17 protein-coding genes and 1 other RNA gene are annotated in these 19,596 nt (G+C 53.5%); 7 read left to right on the top strand and 11 right to left on the bottom strand.

From position 1 onward, the window contains the following. Positions 1–341: 341 nt before the first annotated feature. From dnaJ to QZQ29_RS03060, 9 genes are all read right to left on the bottom strand, one after another. Complete coding sequence (gene dnaJ / locus QZQ29_RS03020; protein WP_296959460.1) at positions 342–1,517, bottom strand: molecular chaperone DnaJ; 1,176 nt, start codon at positions 1,515–1,517, stop codon at positions 342–344. 19 nt (positions 1,518–1,536) lie between these two features. After that, the gene (dnaK, locus tag QZQ29_RS03025; protein ID WP_296959463.1) at positions 1,537–3,393 is read right to left on the bottom strand and encodes a molecular chaperone DnaK; all 1,857 of its coding nucleotides are present in this window, start codon (positions 3,391–3,393) and stop codon (positions 1,537–1,539) included. 67 nt (positions 3,394–3,460) lie between these two features. Next, positions 3,461–4,093, bottom strand: coding sequence for a nucleotide exchange factor GrpE (gene grpE, locus QZQ29_RS03030; RefSeq protein WP_296959465.1), 633 nt, complete (start codon positions 4,091–4,093; stop codon positions 3,461–3,463). A 15-nt stretch (positions 4,094–4,108) separates the two neighbouring features. After that, on the bottom strand, positions 4,109–5,173 hold the full coding sequence (gene hrcA, locus QZQ29_RS03035) for a heat-inducible transcriptional repressor HrcA (protein ID WP_296959468.1): 1,065 nt from the start codon (positions 5,171–5,173) through the stop codon (positions 4,109–4,111). Between the two features lie 298 nt (positions 5,174–5,471). Continuing rightward, positions 5,472–6,944, bottom strand: a complete 1,473-nt coding sequence (locus QZQ29_RS03040) for a DASS family sodium-coupled anion symporter (RefSeq protein ID WP_296959471.1) — start codon at positions 6,942–6,944, stop codon at positions 5,472–5,474. A 225-nt stretch (positions 6,945–7,169) separates the two neighbouring features. Beyond that, entirely contained in the window at positions 7,170–7,400 is a 231-nt protein-coding gene (gene rpsR, locus QZQ29_RS03045) for a 30S ribosomal protein S18 (protein ID WP_232217348.1), read from the bottom strand. A 33-nt stretch (positions 7,401–7,433) separates the two neighbouring features. Next, positions 7,434–7,979, bottom strand: a complete 546-nt coding sequence (locus tag QZQ29_RS03050; RefSeq protein ID WP_296959474.1) for a single-stranded DNA-binding protein — start codon at positions 7,977–7,979, stop codon at positions 7,434–7,436. Between the two features lie 11 nt (positions 7,980–7,990). Next, positions 7,991–8,275, bottom strand: coding sequence for a 30S ribosomal protein S6 (gene rpsF / locus QZQ29_RS03055; RefSeq protein WP_296959477.1), 285 nt, complete (start codon positions 8,273–8,275; stop codon positions 7,991–7,993). 726 nt (positions 8,276–9,001) lie between these two features. Continuing rightward, the gene (locus QZQ29_RS03060) at positions 9,002–9,766 is read right to left on the bottom strand and encodes an SDR family NAD(P)-dependent oxidoreductase (RefSeq protein WP_296959479.1); all 765 of its coding nucleotides are present in this window, start codon (positions 9,764–9,766) and stop codon (positions 9,002–9,004) included. Between the two features lie 102 nt (positions 9,767–9,868). Between QZQ29_RS03060 and QZQ29_RS03065 the strand changes: the two genes are divergently transcribed. Both QZQ29_RS03065 and QZQ29_RS03070 read left to right on the top strand, forming a co-directional pair. Beyond that, positions 9,869–10,492, top strand: coding sequence for a tetratricopeptide repeat protein (locus QZQ29_RS03065; RefSeq protein WP_296959482.1), 624 nt, complete (start codon positions 9,869–9,871; stop codon positions 10,490–10,492). Between the two features lie 10 nt (positions 10,493–10,502). Beyond that, positions 10,503–10,805: a hypothetical protein gene (locus tag QZQ29_RS03070; RefSeq protein WP_296959484.1), complete on the top strand. Its 303-nt coding sequence runs from the start codon at positions 10,503–10,505 to the stop codon at positions 10,803–10,805. A 505-nt stretch (positions 10,806–11,310) separates the two neighbouring features. On the opposite strand, the gene QZQ29_RS03075 is transcribed toward QZQ29_RS03070, so the two are convergent. Beyond that, a complete protein-coding gene (locus QZQ29_RS03075) occupies positions 11,311–12,810 on the bottom strand; it encodes a Na+/H+ antiporter NhaC family protein (protein ID WP_296959487.1) in 1,500 nt (499 codons plus the stop codon). Between the two features lie 833 nt (positions 12,811–13,643). Between QZQ29_RS03075 and ffs the strand changes: the two genes are divergently transcribed. The 5 genes from ffs to QZQ29_RS03100 all read left to right on the top strand — a co-directional run bounded on the left by ffs (position 13,644) and on the right by QZQ29_RS03100 (position 17,072). Beyond that, positions 13,644–13,743: signal recognition particle sRNA small type (gene ffs, locus QZQ29_RS03080), an RNA gene on the top strand. A gap of 173 nt (positions 13,744–13,916) precedes the next feature. Continuing rightward, the gene (gene dnaX / locus QZQ29_RS03085; RefSeq protein WP_296959490.1) at positions 13,917–15,857 is read left to right on the top strand and encodes a DNA polymerase III subunit gamma/tau; all 1,941 of its coding nucleotides are present in this window, start codon (positions 13,917–13,919) and stop codon (positions 15,855–15,857) included. A 42-nt stretch (positions 15,858–15,899) separates the two neighbouring features. Continuing rightward, complete coding sequence (locus tag QZQ29_RS03090) at positions 15,900–16,226, top strand: YbaB/EbfC family nucleoid-associated protein (RefSeq protein WP_296959492.1); 327 nt, start codon at positions 15,900–15,902, stop codon at positions 16,224–16,226. Further along, complete coding sequence (gene recR / locus QZQ29_RS03095; protein WP_296959495.1) at positions 16,226–16,816, top strand: recombination mediator RecR; 591 nt, start codon at positions 16,226–16,228, stop codon at positions 16,814–16,816. Before QZQ29_RS03090 ends, recR begins: the two co-directional genes overlap by 1 nt. Positions 16,817–16,820: 4 nt before the next feature. Then, positions 16,821–17,072 (top strand): ABC transporter permease, encoded by a 252-nt coding sequence (locus QZQ29_RS03100; protein WP_296959497.1) that lies wholly within the window; start codon positions 16,821–16,823, stop codon positions 17,070–17,072. Positions 17,073–17,508: 436 nt separating this feature from the next. Here the strand turns inward: QZQ29_RS03100 and QZQ29_RS03105 are convergent, their stop codons facing one another. Beyond that, on the bottom strand, positions 17,509–19,395 hold the full coding sequence (locus tag QZQ29_RS03105; protein ID WP_296959499.1) for an ABC-F family ATP-binding cassette domain-containing protein: 1,887 nt from the start codon (positions 19,393–19,395) through the stop codon (positions 17,509–17,511). Positions 19,396–19,596: the final 201 nt, after the last annotated feature.

Here is a 19,596-nt window from a genome sequence, read left to right on the forward strand (position 1 = left end):
CCAAAGGCCCGTCAAGCCTAAGCCCCCTCCGGCCGAAGGCCGGTCAATCTTAAGAACCTTTTTAAAACTGACGCCCCTATCCTCCGGCGCTTTCAGCGCCACCCCCTTCCTAAGGAAGGGGGCTAAATACTGCGGCGGAGCCGCCACCTTCCCCCCAAGCGAAAGCGAACACAACCCTTCTACACAACCCGCCGCCGTCAGGCGGCCCCAACCTGCGCCGTCAGGCGCGCCCCTTTTTAATTTGCCGCGAAGCGGCCAACACAACCTGCGGGCCCAAAGGGCCCGCCCCCCCCTTTGCTCCCCCACCAAAAAAGCCCACCGGATAACCGATGAGCTTTTTCTTACTGTTTGAATTTGTCTATGATTTTGTCGAGGAAGGAGCTTTTCCCTTTGTACTGGGAGCAGTCCTCGCCCATTTCATTGGCATAGTGGAGAAGGGCATTTTTCTGGTCTTCGTTCAGCCGTTTAGGCACGGTGACGTGGACTTCCACGTAGAGGTTTCCTTTGCGGGAGGACTGGAGGTGGGGCAGGCCTTCGCCGGAGATGCGGAAGCGGGTGCCGGTCTGGGTGCCGGCGGGAATCTTCAGTTCCACTTCTTTGTCCAGTGTCTTGACTTTGATGGTGGAGCCCAGGGCTGCCACGGGGTAGGAGATATTGACGGTCCTGTAGAGGTCGTCGCCTTCTCTTTCAAAGTCCGGGTCGTCTTCCACGTAGATGTATACGTAGAGGTCGCCTTTGGGACCGCCGCGGAGGCCCGGTTCGCCTTCGCCGGCCACTCTCATGCGGACGCCGCTGTCAGCGCCGGCGGGGATGTTGACTTCAATGGTTTTGGAGGCCCTGACGGTACCGGTGCCATGGCATTCTTTGCACTTGTTTTTGATAATCTTGCCGGTGCCGCCGCACTGCTGACAGGTGACGATGTTCACCATCTGTCCGAAGGGGCCGTTTCTTACGATACGCTGCTGTCCGGTGCCATGGCAGGCAGGGCAGGTATCGACGGAGGAGCCCGGTTCTGCGCCGCTGCCGTGACAGTGGCTGCAGGTGTCGTTCTTGGTGACGGAGAATTTCTTCTTCACGCCGGTGAAGGCTTCCCGAAGGGTAATGGTCATGTCGTAGCGGAGGTCTGCGCCCTGCTGGGGACCATTGTTTCTTCTGCGGCTGCCGCCGGTGAACATGTCGAAAATGTCACCCATGTCGAAGCCGCCGAAGTCGAAGCCCTGGCCGTTAAATCCGCCCTGGCCGAATCCGCCGAAGCCCCCGGCGCCGGCTCCGCCGCGGGAGGCCTGCTGGAAGGCGTCGTGGCCGAGCTGGTCGTACTGGGCTCTCTTGTCGGCATCGGAAAGTACATGGTAGGCTTCATTGACTTCCTTGAACTTTTCCTCTGCCGCCTTGGGATTGTCCTTGTTCAGGTCCGGATGGTATTTGCGGGCAAGTCTTCTGTATGCTTTTTTGATTTCATCATCGGTGGCGTTTTTGCTTACGCCAAGGATGTCATAATAATCCTTGCTGTCTGCCATAAAGAAATCACACTATTCCTTATTTCTTATCGTCGTCCACGACTTTATAGTCTGCGTCTACCACATTGTCCTTGTCTTTTTTGGCTCCTGCCGCCTGCCCCTGCTGGGCACCTGCATTCTGGGCCTGCTGCTGTGCCTGCTGGTAGAGTTTTTCGGTCAGTTCATGGAGCGGTTTGGTCAAAGCTTCGGCGTCGGCTTTAATCTTTTCGGTGTCATCGCCTTTGAGGGTTTCTTTCAGTTTGGCAATGGCGTCGTTCACTTCTTTCACCTTGCCTGCATCGGCCTTGTCTCCCAGTTCCTTAATGGTCTTTTCGGCCTGGTAAATGAGGGCTTCTGCATTGTTCTTAGCGGTGATGGCTTCTTTCCGTTTCTTGTCTTCTGCTTCATGGGCTTTGGCGTCGTCCTGCATTCTCTTGATTTCTTCATCGGAGAGGCCGGAGGAAGAGGTGATGTCGATCTTCTGTTCTTTGCCGGTGCCCAGATCCTTTGCGGAAACGTGTACAATACCGTTGGCATCAATATCGAAGGTCACCTGGATCTGCGGAACTCCCCGGGGAGCCGGCGGAATGTCGCTCAGTTCGAAGCGGCCCAGTGTCTTGTTATCGGCAGCCATGGGGCGTTCGCCCTGGAGTACATGGATGTCTACGGACGGCTGGTTATCTACGGCTGTGGAGAATACCTGGGTCTTGGATGTCGGAATAGTGGTATTTCTCTTAATCATGGTGGTGAATACGCCGCCCAGGGTTTCAATGCCCAGGGACAGCGGGGTCACGTCGAGGAGGAGTACGTCCTTCACTTCGCCCTTGAGTACGCCGGCCTGAATGGCTGCGCCAACTGCTACGGATTCATCGGGGTTGACGCCCTTGGACGGTTCTTTGTGGAATTTATTGCGGATCAGGGTCTGTACAGCCGGAATACGGGAGGAGCCGCCGACCAGGAGAATCTTATCGATGTCGTCAATGGTGAGGTTGGCATCCTTCATAGCCCGTTCCATGGGTTCTACGGTAGCCTGTACCAGGTCTTCCGTAATCTGGTCGAATACGGCGCGGGTGAGGGTAGCATCGAAGTGAACCGGCTGGCCGTTGGAGTCAATGGTGATGAAGGGGAGGTTGATGTCCGTGGACATGACGGAGGACAGTTCAATCTTTGCTTTTTCAGCGGCTTCCTTCAGTCTCTGGTTGGTCATGGGATCCCGTTTCAGTTCGAAGCCGTTCTGGTTCTTGAAGGTGTCTGCAATCCAGTCCATGACGCGGGCATCGAAGTCATCGCCGCCCAGATGGCCGTTGCCGCTGGATGCTTCTACTTCAAACACGCCGTCTGCCAGGTCCAGGATGGATACATCGAATGTGCCGCCGCCAAGATCGTAAACCAGGAAACGATGTTCCTTGCCGTCTTTAATCTTGTCAAGGCCGTAGGCCAGGGCGGATGCGGTCGGTTCGTTGATGATACGGAGAACCTTCAGTCCTGCAATGGCGCCGGCGTCCTTGGTTGCCTGGCGCTGGCTGTCGGTGAAGTAAGCCGGGCAGGTAATAACGGCTTCGGTTACCTTTTCACCCAGGTAAGCTTCTGCGTCCACCTTCAGTTTCTGCAGAATCATGGCGGAAATTTCCTGTGGTGTATAGGCCTTGCCGTCAATGGTAACCTTGTAGTCACTGCCCATGTGGCGTTTAATGGAAACTACGGTGCGGTCCGGGTTGGAAACGGCCTGGCGTTTTGCCAGCTGGCCTACCAGACGTTCACCGTTCTTGGAAAAACCTACAACGGAAGGGGTGAGACGGGAGCCTTCGGCGTTGGGGATGACGACGGGTTCGCCGCCTTCCATGACTGCTACTACAGAGTTGGTTGTACCTAAATCAATACCAATTACTTTTGACATTTAAAATGTCTCCTTTCATGCTCATGTATACTGATAATGAGAAATATGCTGATTCAAACTGCCAATGTCAGTTGTTCTTCACAACCTGTACCTTGGCAGGACGAAGGACCGTATCCTTGTACAGGTAGCCCTTCTGGAAAACCATGGCAATGGTTTCGTCTTCCATTTCATCGGATGAAACCATCATGACCGCCTCATGGAAATGGGGATCAAAGGTTTTACCCTTGGATTCGATTTCCTTCACACCGAAGTCCGTCATAATCTTCACCATCTGCTTCTGGAGGAGCTCGAAGCCCTTTACGTAGGCTTCACCGGTTTCCTCTTTCTTCATATGGGAGAGGGCCAGTTCAAAATTGTCCAGCACCGGCAGGAAGGATTTCAGGGTTTCCGCCTTGTATGTATCGGCGGCCTTGGCTTCGCTGTCCTTTGTGCGGCGGCGGAAATTGTCGAAATCCGCCTGGAGCCTTACATACTGGGACAGGGCGGTCTGGAGTTTGATTTCCTCGGACTTCGCCTTGTCCTCCGCTTCCCTTGCCTTTTTCTGGGCTTCAGCGGCCTGCTTGGTAAGGAAAATCACCTGCTGCTGCAGTTCTTCGGCCGTAGGCTTTTTTGCCTTTTCCGCTTCCTGCTTCGCCGGTTCTTCCTTTTTGTTCTTCGGTTCTTCCGCATTCACTTTCACTTTGACTTCTTCTTTCTTCATACGGGAGCCTCCTTATCATTCTTTATTCTTCAACAGCTGATCCAGTCTTTCCTGCATAAACCGCATCATGCCGATAATCTTGCTGTACTGCATCCTGGTAGGTCCAAGCACCGCCACAGACCCGATGACCCTGCCGCCGGAGGAGAACTGGGCCCTCACGATGGAAAGGTCCGACAGGGATTTCACTGAATTTTCCGTGCCGATGTGGACGGCAATGGGCTGGTCGGAACTGGAAAGGAGCATGCTTTCCAGCATATCCCGCTGCTCTAAGAGATTCAGGATATCCTGCATTTTCTCCACATTCTTGAATTCCGGCTGTTCGATAAGCTGGCTGGCACCGCCAGAGTAAACCTCCTTTGGCGGCGTCATCACCTGCTGCAGCGCTTTGAATACGTTCATGTAGGGACTGAGGTTCTTCTCTATGTCCTTCTGGAAGGCAAGGATGGCATTTTCATCCATGCTGTCTATGTCACGGCCGTGGAGGAAATGGTTCAGCCTGTCTGCCAGGAGCTGCATTTCATCAAAGGTGCTTCCCTTGGGGATATCCACCACCGCATTAGACACATCGCCCTGGTCTGTCACCACCAGCAGGATGGCCCTCACCCCGTCTAAGGGAAGGAAACGGATGTAATTGAATTTCTTCTTGCTTCCCGCCGACGTGGCCACGGAAAGGTTATGGGTCAGTGACGCCACGGCCCTGGCCATGTTCCGGAAAATTTCATCCACCTTCGTCACGTGGTCCAGAAGCATGCTGTCAATCATGGACTTTTCTTCGCTGGAAACGGGAGCGGGCTGCATGAGCCAGTCCACGTAAAAACGATATCCCTTGATGGAAGGGATACGTCCTGCGGAAGTATGGGGCTGTTCCAGATATCCTTCGTCCTCCAGGTCCTGCATTTCGTTGCGGATGGTGGCGCTGCTGACGCCCAGGTTGTACTTCTTCGCAATGGTCCTGGATCCCACCGGCTCAGCGGTGTCCGCATAATCCTGTACAACGGCCCACAGTACTTTTCTCTTTCTTTCATTCAGTTCATTGGCCCCGTAGCGGGGTTCATTCTTGTTTGTTCTGCGTGCTGCCATAATTATCACCTTGTTATTAGCACTCATTGCTCTCGAGTGCTAACTTACGTTATTAGAATATCATTCATGCCCCTCCATGTCAAGACTTTTGCCCCTTCTTTTCCATTTTCCAACGAAAAAAGCACCTCCCAAAGGAAGTGCTTTTTTAGTGAGCTAGTGGACTAGTGGGCTGGTGGGCTAGTGAGCTAGTGGGCTGGTGGGCTGGCAGCTAGTTGCTAGTTGCTGGTGTCTAGCGTCTGATGTCTGACGTCTGACCTCTGACGTCTATCGTCTACCTTCTACCATCTACCTTCTCCCCTCATCCCACATATCCCAGCCAGTGCCAGTAGGTGGCGGAGAAGACCAGAATCATGACGTAGGCCAGGATGGTGAAGGGAATGCCGGTGATGAGAAAATCTTTGGATGTAATGTAGCCGGTGCTGTAGGCAATCATGTTCTGCGGCGCATTCACCGGAAGGATGTAGCCGAAGCAGATGGTGTACTGGAGAATCATGGTCATGCCCAGCACATCGATGCCCGGTGTCTTCACGCTCTGGAGAACGGCGATGACGATAGGAATCATGGCCGACGCAAGGCCTGTGGCGCTGGCAAAGCCCAGATGGATGACGGTGAGGAAGAAGGCCAGCACCGCAATGACCATGAGGGGCGACATGGTTTCCATGCCGAAGAGGGCCACGAAGTGGTTGGCCAGCCAGATGGCGGCGCCCGATTTCAAAAGGGCGGTGCCCAGGCTGATGCCTACGCCGAAGAGGGTGACGGTGCCCCAGTTGATATGGGGAACTGCCTGTTTCCATGTCATGAAGCCCACTTTCGGCAGCATCATGAGCATAATGCCAGTGATGGTAACGGTGGTGGTATCAAAGGGATGGAGTTTCTTTTCAGTGACCCAGAAGAAGAGGAGGAGAATGGAAATGAGGAGCAGTTTCTTTTCATCCCTGGAAACGGGTCCCAGATCTTTCAGCATCTTTTCCAGCGCTTCCCGGCCGCCGGGCATTTCTTTCACTTCCGGAGGCATCACATGGATCAGGAGGAAATAGAGCACTACCGACATGATGGCCGCATAGGGAGCGGCCGCGATGAACCATTCCAGCCAGCTGATGTCCTTGCCCAGTACCTGCTGGATAAATCCGATGGCCACCATGTTCTGGGCAGCCGCTGTCTTGATACCGATGTTCCAGAGGGAATCGGCCTGGGCCACGGCCATCATGAGCACCGCCGCAAAGGTGGAGCCCTTCTGGAGACCGAAGGCGCGGATAATACCCACCACGATGGGGACCATGCAGGATACCCGGGCCGTGGTGGATGGAACGAAGAAGGAAAGCAGGAATCCCACGAAAATGACGCCAATCACCAGATGGCTGGATTTCACGCCGATATGGGACATGACCACCAGGGCGATACGCTTATCCAGCCCCGTTATCATCATGCCCGCCGACAGAAACATGGCTCCTGCCACCAGGGCCCAGGCGGTGGTGGAAAAACCGGCAAGTCCCATCTGCAGGGCCTTACTGGTACCGAGAAGGGCCTCCGGCTTGGCGGGATTAGGCGCCATGCCCAGAGAAAATGCCATGAACACAACAATCACAAATGCACTGACCGGATAGGACACACCTTCGGTCATCCAGATAATGACGGCAAATACCAGGATACCGATGAGCCGATGGCCTGAGGTCGGCAGGTCCACAGGCGTCGGGAAAAGATAGACCAGGGCCATGGCCGCCAGTGCTAGAAACAAACCGTACTTTTTACCAAATCCTTCCGATTGATTCATAAGACACCTCCAGGAAGGGAAAAAATGAAGCGCCGTTTCATGAAGAAGTTTTATGGTCTCCATCCATGAAAGAGGCACTCTACTATGCAAAAAAGCTCCTGTTATCCCCCTGAAGGGAAACAAGAGCTTCATCGCACTTTATGAATTTCTTCCAGTATATCCAAAAAGAGGATCCTTGTCAAATCCAATAAAAAAGCCCCCGCCTGAGCGGGAGCCCTATGGTTATCAGTCAGCGCTGAAGGGAAGCAGAGCGATGGCTCTTGCTCTCTTGATGGCGAGATTGATTTTGCGCTGATGCTTTGCGCATGTTCCGGTTACGCGGCGGGGCAGAATCTTGCCTCTTTCGGAAACGAAACGACGCAGTGCAGCAACGTTTTTATAATCAATGGTGTCTACGTGATCTACGCAGCACTGGCAGACCTTTCTTCTCGGTCTTCTTACTCTATCTCTTCTAATCATGCTTTCTATATCCTCCAAAATCAATGCATATCAGAACGGAATATCTTCATCTTTGGACGTCGTACCGAACTGTCCAAAATTTCCTCCCGGCTGGCCGCCCTGTCCGGCAGGACTATTGTTATAACTGCCGTTTCCGCCGTTGTTATAACCGTTTCCGCCGAAACCGCCGTTGTTTCCACCGAAGCCGCCGTTATTTCCTCCAAAGCCGCCGCCGAAAGAACCTCCCTGCTGCGGGCCGTAGGAAGAGCTGCGCGGAGTGCCGATGGGAACGGCAATGGTATTGGCAACAACTTCTGTTACATATCTCTTTGTGCCATCCTGCGCATCATAGGAACGGCTGGAAATACGCCCCTCCACAAATACGCGGCTGCCTTTTTTCAGCTGGTTTCCAACAGCTTCTGCCAGGGGACCCCAGGCAACAACATTAATCCAGTCTGTAAGCTCGCGCTGTTCTCCCTGGGGGGTTGTATAGTTACGGCTTACTGCTACAGAAAACGATGCTACGGAACGGCCGGTCTTCGTAGCACGAATGATCGGATCCCGTCCAAGATTTCCCAAGATTTGAACTGAATTCATTGTGCTACCTCTTAGTCATCCTGTTTTACAATGATATGACGGATAATTTCTTCATGAATCTTGATAACGCGGTCAAGTTCTTTAATCTGCGCCGGGTCAGCCTGGAAATCAACTACTACGTAGTATCCTTCACTCTGATGCTTTACTTCGTACGCAAGATGACGTTTGCCCCATTCATCAGTATTGTCAATGGTACCACCGATTCTGGTAATGGTGTCCTGTACCAGTTTGACAGCAGCCTTGATAACTTCATCATCAGCTGCATTCACAATGAACATAACTTCATACTTTTTCACGAAATTCGCCTCCTTTTCGGACCTATGTCCCGCACTCACTGCGGGCCAGGAAGTTACTTGCAAAATAACAAGCTTATTTATTATACAAGAGAAGAAATGAAAAAGCAAATGGTTTTTTGGGAAAATCCGCTTCGCGGCTCGGGTTCAGAAGATTCGGCGCCCTTTGGGCGCAAAAGGTTCTCAAGATTGACCGGCCTTCGGCCGGAAGGTTCTTAAGTTTGACGGGCCTTTGGCCCGAGGGTTGTGGTGGCGGCTCCGCCGCAGTATTTAGCCCCCTTCCACAGGAAGGGGGGGTGGCGCCGTTAGGCGACGGAGGATAGGGGCGTGGATTAGACGATAGAAGTCAGACGTCAGACTACGTACGTGCTTGCCTTCCTGCCTCCCACTCGCCCCGGAGGGGGAGGCTTTCTCTCCGCTCAGCTTCTGAACTCATAAGCATCTCAAGGTATAGCACCGCTATAATCTCCCCCTCCGGGGGAGACGCCGCCGCAGGCGGCAAAAGGGGTGTATTTCCCTCGCCCGTCAGGGCGGTTGTAAAGGTTTTATACATACTGGCGGCGGAGCCGTCCACCTTCATTTACCATTTACAATTCACCATTTACCATTTCCTCAAGGCGCCCCATTTCCCAGCCCACTAGACCACTAAGGAGTGCCAGTCGGCGTGAAGCGGCCTGCCAATGGTTTCCACCCTGGCATGACCCCACCGCCATTCATCCCAACAGGAAACTATTTCCCCTTCTTACTCACCATAAATCCCGTGGCCTGCTGGTTGGCCATGATGACGATGTCGCTGATCTGCACCCGTTTGGGCTGGTCTACAGCAAAGGCGATGATATTGGCAATGTCTTCGGCCTGCAGGGCGTCCACCCCTTCATACACCTTGGCAGCCCTTTCTTTGTCGCCGTGGAAACGGACTTCGCTGAACGGCGTTTCCACAATGCCCGGCTGGATGGTGGTGACCTTGATATCGCTGTCAATCACGTCGATGCGAATGCCGTCGCTGAATGTTTTCACCGCCGCCTTGGTGGCGCAGTACACCGCTGCCCCTGCATAGGCATAGAGGCCGGCTGTGGAGCCCAGGTTGACGATATGGCCCTCATTCTTTTCCAGCATGGACGGGAGAAATGCGCGGGTCACAAGGAAAAGGCCCTTAATGTTTGTATCAATCATCTGGAGAATATCCTCTTCCTTCGTCTCTCCATAGGGCTCCAGTCCCCTGGCCAAACCGGCGTCATTCAAAAGGATCCGGGGTGTCCCCAGTTCTTTGAGGCACCTTTCCGTGACGTCATGGATTTCTTCCGGATGACGGACATCAAGGACATAGCAGGTAACGGGCACATGCATTTCATCCTCAATTTCCTTCTTCACCTGTTCCAGTTTCTCCCTATTTCTGGCAGCCAGGGCCAGGCCGTATCCCTTCGCTGCCAGCGCTTTGGCCGTGGCCAGCCCGATACCGCTGGTGGCTCCGGTGATGAATGCAAATGAACTCATGATACTCCTCCTTCTTTTTCTGTTATAATAGAATGCAAAACCAATTCCTCTTTATTATACTGGATTCTCCATCCTTTTCCACGGAGAATCAAAGGAGTTTTTATGAAATCCATCATTCTGGCCGCTCTGGTCATCACCTGCGCCCTGTCCGCCGGATGCGGCTCGTCAAACGCCCCTGCTTCCTCCTCCCCTGCCCCGGCTGCCGCTTCCGCCCCTGCGGTCCATCCAATTTCAAAAGAATCGGAACAGTTATATATGAAAGCCGTCACGGCCTACGGGAAGGGAGACCACCTCAATGCCCTGGAACTGGCCAATAAGGCCCTGGAGAAGGACGACGAAAACTATAAAGCCCTTTCCCTCAAAGGCATTATCCAGGCCTTCGACGTTTCTCCGGAGGAAGGCATTAAAACCGTGGAGAAAGCCCTTGCCATCAATCCCAACTACGTGCAGGCCGATTTCGACATGGCCATGGCCCAGAAACTGGGAAAGCACTACGACGAATCCATCCGCTATTTCCAAAAAGTGCTGGATAAAGACCCGAAAAACACCTGGTCCTGGTACGGCATCGCCACAAACTACGCCGACAAGCGGGATAAGGCAAAGGCCCTGGAATACCTGAAGAAAGCGGTGGACCTGGACCCGAAAAACGTGAAGCCCCAGGCCGCCGCCCAGGACCACTTCCAGTGGCTCCATGGCGACCCCGATTTCCAAAACCTTGTCAAATAAAGGAGCCCCTATGAAATACGCTTTTATCCTCTCCATCGTGTCCCTGGTCCTCTACCACGACGACTTCCTCTCCGCTGCCGGCGCCGCCGGCTACCTGGCAGCCATTTTCTTCCTGGTCACCTACCGGGAAAAGCCCACCATGCTGGCCATCGCCTGCATTGCCGCCGCCATTATTACCATCATGTACTTTACTTGGGACTTTTCCTTCGCCGGCTACATGCACATAGGCATCGCCTGGTCCATGACCATCACCGCCTTCGTAGCCATCCTCACCCTGGTGAGCCTTGTATATAAGATAAAGAATAAATTGTAAAGGTTCAGAAGGTTCAGAGGGGAAGGTTGACGGGCCTTCGGCCCGAAGGTTCTTAAGGTTCTAAAGTTTGACGCAGCCTACAGCTGCGAGGGTTGTGGTGGCGGCTCCGCCGCAATTTTAAAAAAAGGGGCGCGCCTGACGGCGCAGGTTAGGGCCGCCTGCGGCGGCGGGTTGTGTAGGAGGGTTGTGTTCGCTGACGCTCAGGGGAAGGTATCGCCTTCGGCGATGAGTATATAGTCAGCGTTACGTGCTTTCCTTCCTGCCTCCCACTGTCATCCTAAGCCGCAGGCGAAGAATCTTGGTACACCCTGACATTGACTCCAACTAGCCCACTAGTCCACCAGCTCACTAGTTCACTAAGGAATCCAGCGGCAGCTCTCCCCTTCTGGCTCGCCCCTTTATTTCAAAAGGCGCCCCCTCTTTCAACCATAAAATTTCACAGCCCATCCCCACGCAAAAAGCGCATCGTTGATGAGGACATCAACGATGCGCTTTTTGACTGCCTTTAGTCGGCGTTTTTATAAGATTTGAATTTCAGGAAATATGCCAGGATAATGAGCATGCACGCCAGACCTGCCACATCGCCGAGGATGCCGTTTCCTGTAATGCCGTCCACCAGATAGCCTGCCACGCAGCTCACGGCTACGACAATGACATAGGGAATCTGGGTGGACACATGGTCTATGTGATGACACTGGGCCCCTGCCGAGGCCAGGATGGTGGTATCGGAAATAGGCGATACATGGTCGCCGCCTACGGAGCCTGCCAAAACAGCAGCCACGGTCATAATCATGAGGTGGGTATCATTGGATACGATGGCCAGTACGATAGGAATAAGGATACCGAAGGTACCCCAGGATGTACCGGTGGCAAAGGCCAGACCGATGGCTACCAGGAAGAACAGCGCCGGCAGCAGGATGGCAATGGTGGCATTATCGGAAACCACGCTTCCCACATAACCGCCGATATTGAGGTATTCCTTACCTACAATGCCGGAAAGTGTCCATGCCAGGGAAAGAATCATGATGGCAGAAGTCATCTGTTTGAAGCCTTCCACGAAGCAGCTGCAGAAGGTGCTGAAGTTCAAAACCTTTCTGGGAATATAAAGAACAAAGGTAAATACCAGGGCAATGAAGGAACCGATCACAAGACCCCTGGCGGATTCGCAGTTGGCGAAGGCTTCCGCCACGCCCTTTCCTTCCAGAATGCCGCCGGTATACAGCATGCCGAACACGCAGCCGCCGATAAGAACCACCAGCGGAAGAATCAGATCAATGATTTTTCCATTTCCCACGGGCGCATTGCTTTCATCGTCCGCATACTCCGCCGGAATCACCAGGGTGCCGCCGCTCTGTTTTTCATACTGCGCCATGCGGGAGAAATCCTTGCCGGACCAGATGATGACAATCATAAAGATAATGGTGAGCCATGCGTAAAGGTTCAGCGGAATGGTTTCCAAAAAGAGGGCAAAGCCATCAATGGAGCTTCCCTCCGGAAGGGACGAAGTCACCGCTGCCGCCCAGCTGGAAACCGGTGCAATAATGCACACCGGCGCCGCTGTAGCGTCGATGATGTAAGCCAGCTTGGCACGGGTAATCTTGAAACGGTCCGTCACAGGCCGCATCACCGTACCTACCGTAAGGCAGTTGAAATAATCATCAATGAAAATCAGAATACCCAGCGCCATGGTTACAAAAAGGGCACTGCGTTTCCCCTTGATGGTGCGGGCCGCATAATCGCCGTAGGCCTGGGACGCGCCGGACTTCTGGATAGCCGCCACCATGATGCCCAGGAGCACCAGGAACACCAGAATGTACACATTGCTTCCCACCTTATCCGACATGATGTGGAACATGGTATCAATGGCACCAAGTACACTGAATCCGGCAAACATAAAGGCACCGATAAAGATACCGATGGCCAGAGACATGTACACTTCCTTGGTCGCCAGTGCCAGAATGATGGTAACCACAGGAGGCACCAGGGACCATACTGTTTGAGACATATAAATCATCCTCTCTCTTTTGACAATTTCCCTCATCGTCAAAACTTAATTTTTATTATTATACAATACTTTCCCCGTTTGTAAAATGTTCGTAGTGATAAATGTTTATTAGTGAGCTAGTGGACTAGTTGGCTAGTGAGCTAGTGAGACAGTGAGACAGTGGGACAGTGGGACAGTGGGACAGTAGACAGTGGGAAAGTAGGACAAGTATAGAGTGATTTCCGCTTACCGCTGTCCGCTGTCCGCCGGGCGCCTTCCCGCTGGCGCAGTCAATCGGTGTCGCTCTGCCGACAAAAGGAAAGCCTCTTATTGGGCAGGCTAGAGGCCAACTTCGGCTGACTTGGAGACTCTCTCCACAGAATGAAGAAATCTCCTGTCTCAATGGTGAAAGCTGCATGGTGGCAGGAGATCTCTCGACTCAGAGTCTCAATGGAGCTCAAATACCTTTATCCTCATACCGGCATGCAGCTCCGCTCGAGATGACATCACGGTGGGCAGCCATACAGTCATTGAGAAAGCAGACAATGATGAATGCACGGCCCGTCTCCATTGTCATCCTGAGCGTAAGCGAAGGATCTCGGTAAGAATAGCTAGTGAGGGAATGCCGGTAAATACCGGTCGGCAGGAAGGTGTCCCCAATCCCCAGCCCCCACTCCCGCACTGTCTCACTGTCTCACTGTCCCACTAACCCCCCCATCCCCGAATCCCCAGCCCCTAGTCCCCATTCCCACTATCCCACCAGCCCACTAGCTCACTAAAAACAAACATATTGCTTTTTCCCCATAATGCTGTATAATATAGTACATGGCTCTGCAGTACTGATTTATGGCAGTCTCCGGGCCCCGTGCAATGAAATCCCATGAACCCGGTCAGGTCCGAGAGGAAGCAGCCGTAAGTGGCCCTTTTCATGTGACACGGTGCATCCTGGAGGCTGTCATAAATGAGGACTGCAAGGCTTTTTTTATGCCTTTGTGCCTCTGCTTTATTGTATAATAATTATGATACCTATAAAGAAAGTTCCTTGTTTTTAGTCTCTAATTTCTATCGTCTATCTTCTATCTTCTACCTTCTATCGTCTAATTTCTACTCTCTCCGGGAGGTTGTTTATGGCTTATTTAGCATTATATCGAAAATGGAGACCCCGCACGTTTACGGAGGTGGTGGGGCAGAAGCATATTTCCATACCCCTTGAGCGGGCCATCGAGCAAGACCGGCTGGCCCATGCCTATCTTTTTTCCGGCCCCCGGGGCACAGGAAAGACCAGTATGGCAAAAATCCTGGCCAAGGCGGTGAACTGCCTTCATCCGGACGGCGTGAATCCATGCAATGAGTGCCAGAGCTGCCGGGAAATCAATGCCGGTTCCAGTCTGGACGTCTATGAAATCGATGCGGCCTCCAACCGGGGTATTGAGGAAATCCGGGCTCTCCGGGAGTCGGTGCGCACCCTGCCGGCGGTGAGCCGGAAGAAGGTGTACATCATCGATGAAGTGCACATGCTCACCAAGGAAGCCTTCAACGCCCTTTTAAAGACGCTGGAGGAACCGCCGTCCCATGTGCTCTTTATTCTGGCCACCACGGAGCCGGAAAAGATTCCCCTGACCATTCTGTCCCGCTGCCAGCGGTATGAATTCCATCGGATTTCCGTGGAGGACATTAAGAACCATCTTCTTTATATTGCCAAGAAAAGCGATCTTTCCCTGACGGAAGACGCGGCGGACCTCATTGCGGTCAGGGCGGACGGCGGGCTTCGCGACGCCCTGTCCCTGCTGGACCAGTGCTCTTCCGCTTCCGAATCCAAAGTGCTTGACGCCCCTGCGGTGTACGACCTCCTGGGCCTTACGGGAAAGGATATGATTCTGGACCTGTCCCACCATATCTTCAACGGCGACAGTTCCGCCGCCCTCACTCTTTTCTACAATATCCTGCAGGGCGGACGGGAGCCGGCCTCCATTCTTCGGGACCTTCTGGAACATTTCAGAAATCTGATGATATGCAAAGTAAACCCAAATGCGCCGGAGTTTTCCCAGTACGGCGCCAAGGTGGAAACGCTCCGCTCCGATGCATCCCGCCTTCCTGCCCCCTACCTGGATTCTCTCTTTGACTATCTTCACCAGGCTCTCCATGAAACGAAGAGGAGTTCATCCCCCAGGCTCAGTGCGGAAATGGGACTTCTTCATCTCTGCCGCATGAAGGGTTCCAAATCCCTGGATTCCCTGGCCCAGCGGGTGGCCCAGCTGGAGGAAGAGGTGGAACGTCTGAAGAAGGGAGCCGTCTCCATGCCCATGGCCGCGCCGCCATCGCCGGCTCCTGTATCCCGGCCCTCCTTCCCTGCCGCACCTGCTGCTCACGTCGCGCCTGCTGCAGCTCCTATTTCTCCAGCAGCTCCCATTTCTCCCATGCCTGTGCCCCCCGCGCCCTCCCAACCTTTGGAAGGACCCATTCCCATTGATACCCCCATCAGGCCGGCATCCCAAAGGAAAAACCGTGCTCCTGTCAATGAAGGGCCGAATATTCCACAGCCTGTCCCCTCCGCCACGCCGGCGGCGCCGGCAGCAGCGAGCCAGCCCGCTCCCGATGCTTCCCTCATTGACCCGAAGACCTATCCTGCCATCTGGCAGAAGGTGCTTGGCTATTTCATGGCCATTAGGCGGATTGATGTATTTACCTGCCTTCGGAAGAGCACCCTCATTTACTGCACCCACACCAGGGCCATCGTTTCCGCGCCCCAGCAGTTCCTTGTAGCTGCGGGAAACAACAAGTCCTACCAGAAGGTGGCGGCCGAAGCCTTTGCCAAGGTCACCGGCTCTCCCATCCAGATGCATACGGTGCTGAAGGGCGGGGAAGAAGAGGCCTCCGCCTTTGCCCTGCTGAAGTCTGCATCACAGGCAGGCCCCGCGCCCGCTCCGGCCAAGGCCGCCCAAAGCGGCCCGGACTACCGCCTGGTTTCAAAAGACAGCATTCCCGCCAAGGACAGGAGCGACCCGTCGTTAAATGAAGCCTTGAAAATCATGGCGGACTGTGATATATATGAAAAGACTGAATCATGAAATAAGGAATTGATTCAATATTACCTTTAAGGAGGACCCATTATGTTTGGAAATAAAGCACAGATGCAGAACATGCTGAAAAAAGCAAGGAAGATGCAGGAAGAACTGCAGAAGAAACAGGAAGAACTGAAGAAGCAGACCGTTGACGTATCCGTAGGCGGCGGCGCCATCGCCCTCACCATGAACGGTGAAAAGCAGATCGTCTCCCTGAAGATTGCAAAAGACGCCATCGACCCGGAGGATCCGGAAATGCTGGAAGACCTCATCACCACCGCCGTCAATGAAGCAGGCAAGAAGGCCGATGAAATGGTACAGAAGAGCATGAGCCAGGTCACCGGAGGCCTGGGCCTTCCCGGCGGCATGTTCTGATGAATAAAGAATTGGAAGAGGTGGCCCTGCAGTTCCGAAAGCTCCCCGGCATCGGTGTAAAGAGCGCCCGGCGCCTGGCCTATTTCATGCTGGAAAGGCCGCAGGAAGAGGTGGATGTATTTCTGGATACCATCCGAAATGCCAGGAGCAAAGTATGCTACTGCTCCACCTGCTGCAATCTTTCCACCTCGGATCCCTGCGAAATCTGCAGCGATGACCGGCGGGACCACTCCATCATCTGTGTGGTGGAGCAGCCCCAGGACGTAACTGCCATGGAACAGAGCCAGGAGTATCACGGAGTTTACCATGTCCTTCACGGCGTTCTCTCCCCGCTTGACGGCGTAGGCCCGGAGCAGCTGAAGATTAAGGAGCTGCTGAAGCGTTTGGAAAGCAGTGAAGTGAAGGAAGTCATCATTGCCACGGATCCCGATACGGAAGGTGAAGCTACGGCCTACTACCTTTCCCGGCTCATCAAGCCGGCGGGCATCAAGGTCACCCGTATCGGCAGGGGCATTCCTGCCGGCGGCGCCGTAGGTTACACAGACGGCATCACCCTGGCGGGAGCCGTAGAAAACAGAAAGGAAATCTAGTACCATGATTGAATCTTTAGGCGCCCTGGGCGGGTACGGCATTACCAGCATCATCGTCATCGTTGTGGCGTTCTTCCTCTTCGCCCGGTTCGTGAAGAAAATCATTGGAAATATCATTATGGGCGGTCTTCTCTTCTGGCTGCTGAACACCATCGGAATCACCCATATGACCCTCACCACCATGCACGGCATCGTGGTCGCCCTCTTCGGCGTCCCCGGCACCATCGTGCTGGCCCTTCTGAATCTGGTGGGATAAGCGTTAAAATAAAAAAGACTGTGAAAAAATGAGAATCATTTCTTCACAGTCTTTTTTTCTGTACGCTGCCCGCCCCATTATCATTTCGACGGTCGACAGCGGAGCGGAGAAATCTCCGGTCTCAATGGCACCAGTGCCTCCCCTTCCACTGTCATTTCGACCGCAGCGCAGCGTAGTGGAGAAATCTCCTGACTCAGTGGGACAAGCCCCAATACGATGGGAGATCTCTCGACTCAGAGTGTCAATGATATACAAATACTTTATCCCCATATCGACACGCAGCCCCGCTCGAGATGACATGTGGGCGGGCAGCGAACCATCGCTTTGGGAATTTCAAAGCATAGAAGCGAAGAAAAAGGAACTGTGAAGAAATACCATATTTTTCCTCACAGTTTCTTTTTATATTTCTTCCATCCAGCTGTTTACCGGATAAGTATCAGTTTTCCGTCTTTTCTGCCAGCTCGTCCCACTTTTCGTAGAGCTTATCCAGCTTCGCCTTCGCTTCTTCATACTCCCTGGCCAGTTCCTCATAGTTGTCGGGATTCATGCTCATCTGGACGGTGTACATTTTCATGGTGGCCTCCAGCCGGCCGATTTCCATTTCCACGTGGCTCATCTTGGATACATCCGCCGCTGACGGCTCTGCCTTGGCCTGATGTTCCTTTTCCGTAGCCCTTTCTTCCTCTGCTTTCTCTGTTTCTTCTACGCCGCCGTTTCTATCCTTTTCAAAGGCTTCCAGGTCCTTTTTCTTTTCTTTGTAGTAGCTGTAGTTGCCCAGGTATTCCGTGAGCTTTCCATCTTCCAGCTCCAATATCCGGTCCGCCACCTTGTCCAGGAAATAGCGGTCATGGGACACCACCAGACAGGTGCCGCCAAAGGCCTGTATGGCGTCTTCCATGATTTCCCTGGTGGGAATATCCAGATGGTTCGTCGGTTCGTCCAGAATAAGGAAATTCGGTTTTTCAAGGAAGAGGCAGAGAAGGGAGAGCCTTGCCTTCTCCCCGCCGGAAAGCATGCCCACCGTCTTGAACACGTCATCTCCCCTAAAAAGGAACATACCCAGGATATTGCGGGCTTCCTTTTCCCCGAGGTTAAAGGTATCCCGCACTTCATCAAGCACGGAGAGCTTCGGGTGGAGTCTTTCCTGCTCCTGAGAATAGTATCCCATTTTCACATTGTTTCCCATCTGGATGAATCCGGTGTCCGGTTTCTTTTCTCCTGTAATCATTTTCAGGATGGTGGTCTTCCCTGCGCCGTTGGGACCGATGAGGCCGACGGTCTCCCCTTTTTTGATATGGATGGAAAGATTTTTGAAAAGCACATGATTTCCATAAGAACCTTCCACCCGAAGCACATCAAGCACCTTGTCCGCGCATTCCTGGGGCGGGTCGAAATGGAAGCGGAGCGATGCCTGGTGCACCGGCTTTTCCAGCCGCACCAGCCGGTTCAGCTGGGACTGGCGCCCCCTTGCCTGCTTGGCCTTAATGCCTGCCTTGTAACGGCGGATGTATTCTTCCGTTTCCCTGATATGCTCCTGCTGCTTTTCATAGGCCTTCTCATAGGCCCGGTCCTGGTTTTCCTTAGTTTCCATGTACCTGGTATAGCCGCCGCGGAAGGTGCGGATGTGATGGTTTTCCAAATCAATAATTCCTGTAGCCGCGCCGTCTAAGAAATAGCGGTCATGGGAAATCATGAGAATACCGCCCTTGTAGGAGCGGAGGTATTCTTCCAGCCATTCCAGCATGTTCATGTCCAGATGGTTCGTCGGTTCGTCCAGAAGGAGGAAATCGGGGTGCCGCACAAAAGCAGCAGCCAGATTAATCCTCACCTTCTGCCCGCCGGAAAAGGAATGGATATCCCTGTCCCAGTCATCATCGGAAAAACCCAGTCCCGTCAGGATTTTCCGGGTGGTGGATTCATAGTCGTAGCCGCCAAGGAATTCAAAGCGCGCTTCCGCCCTGCCGTAATCCTCCACCAGTTTCTCGTCGCTCTTATGGCTTTCCAGCTCCCTGGCCAGACTTTCCATCTTATCCTTGTAATAGAGCACATCCTTCCAGGCCTCTTCCATTTCCTCCCGGATGCTGCGGCTGGTATAGTTAAAATCCTGCCGAAGGTAGCCGATAATGGCGCCGTCACTGGCCTTCACGGAGCCCTTGTCCGCCTCCTCCGTGCCCATGATGCACTTTAAAAGGGTGGTCTTGCCGGTACCGTTGGCACCTACAAGGCCGATTCTCTCTCCCGTCCTTACTTCAAAGGAAACGTTTTCAAAAACTGTTTTGATTCCAAAGGATTTTGATAATCCGCTGATTTTTAAAACTGCCATTTCTTTCTCACTTATATTTACAAAAAAGGTTCATAGGGCTGCCCCCATTTTATTGTGCCCCCTTTAGGGGGAAAGGTGGTGCCGTAAGGCACCAAAGGGGAGACGGCCCCTGCGGGCCGGAGGTTGTGTAGAAGGGTTGTGTTCGCTCTGCTCAGGGGGCGACAGCCCTTCGGGCTGAGGGTTGTGGTATCGCCAATGGAC

It is taken from the genome of uncultured Dialister sp. (assembly GCF_900538805.1).
Lineage (GTDB): Bacteria > Bacillota > Negativicutes > Veillonellales > Dialisteraceae > Dialister.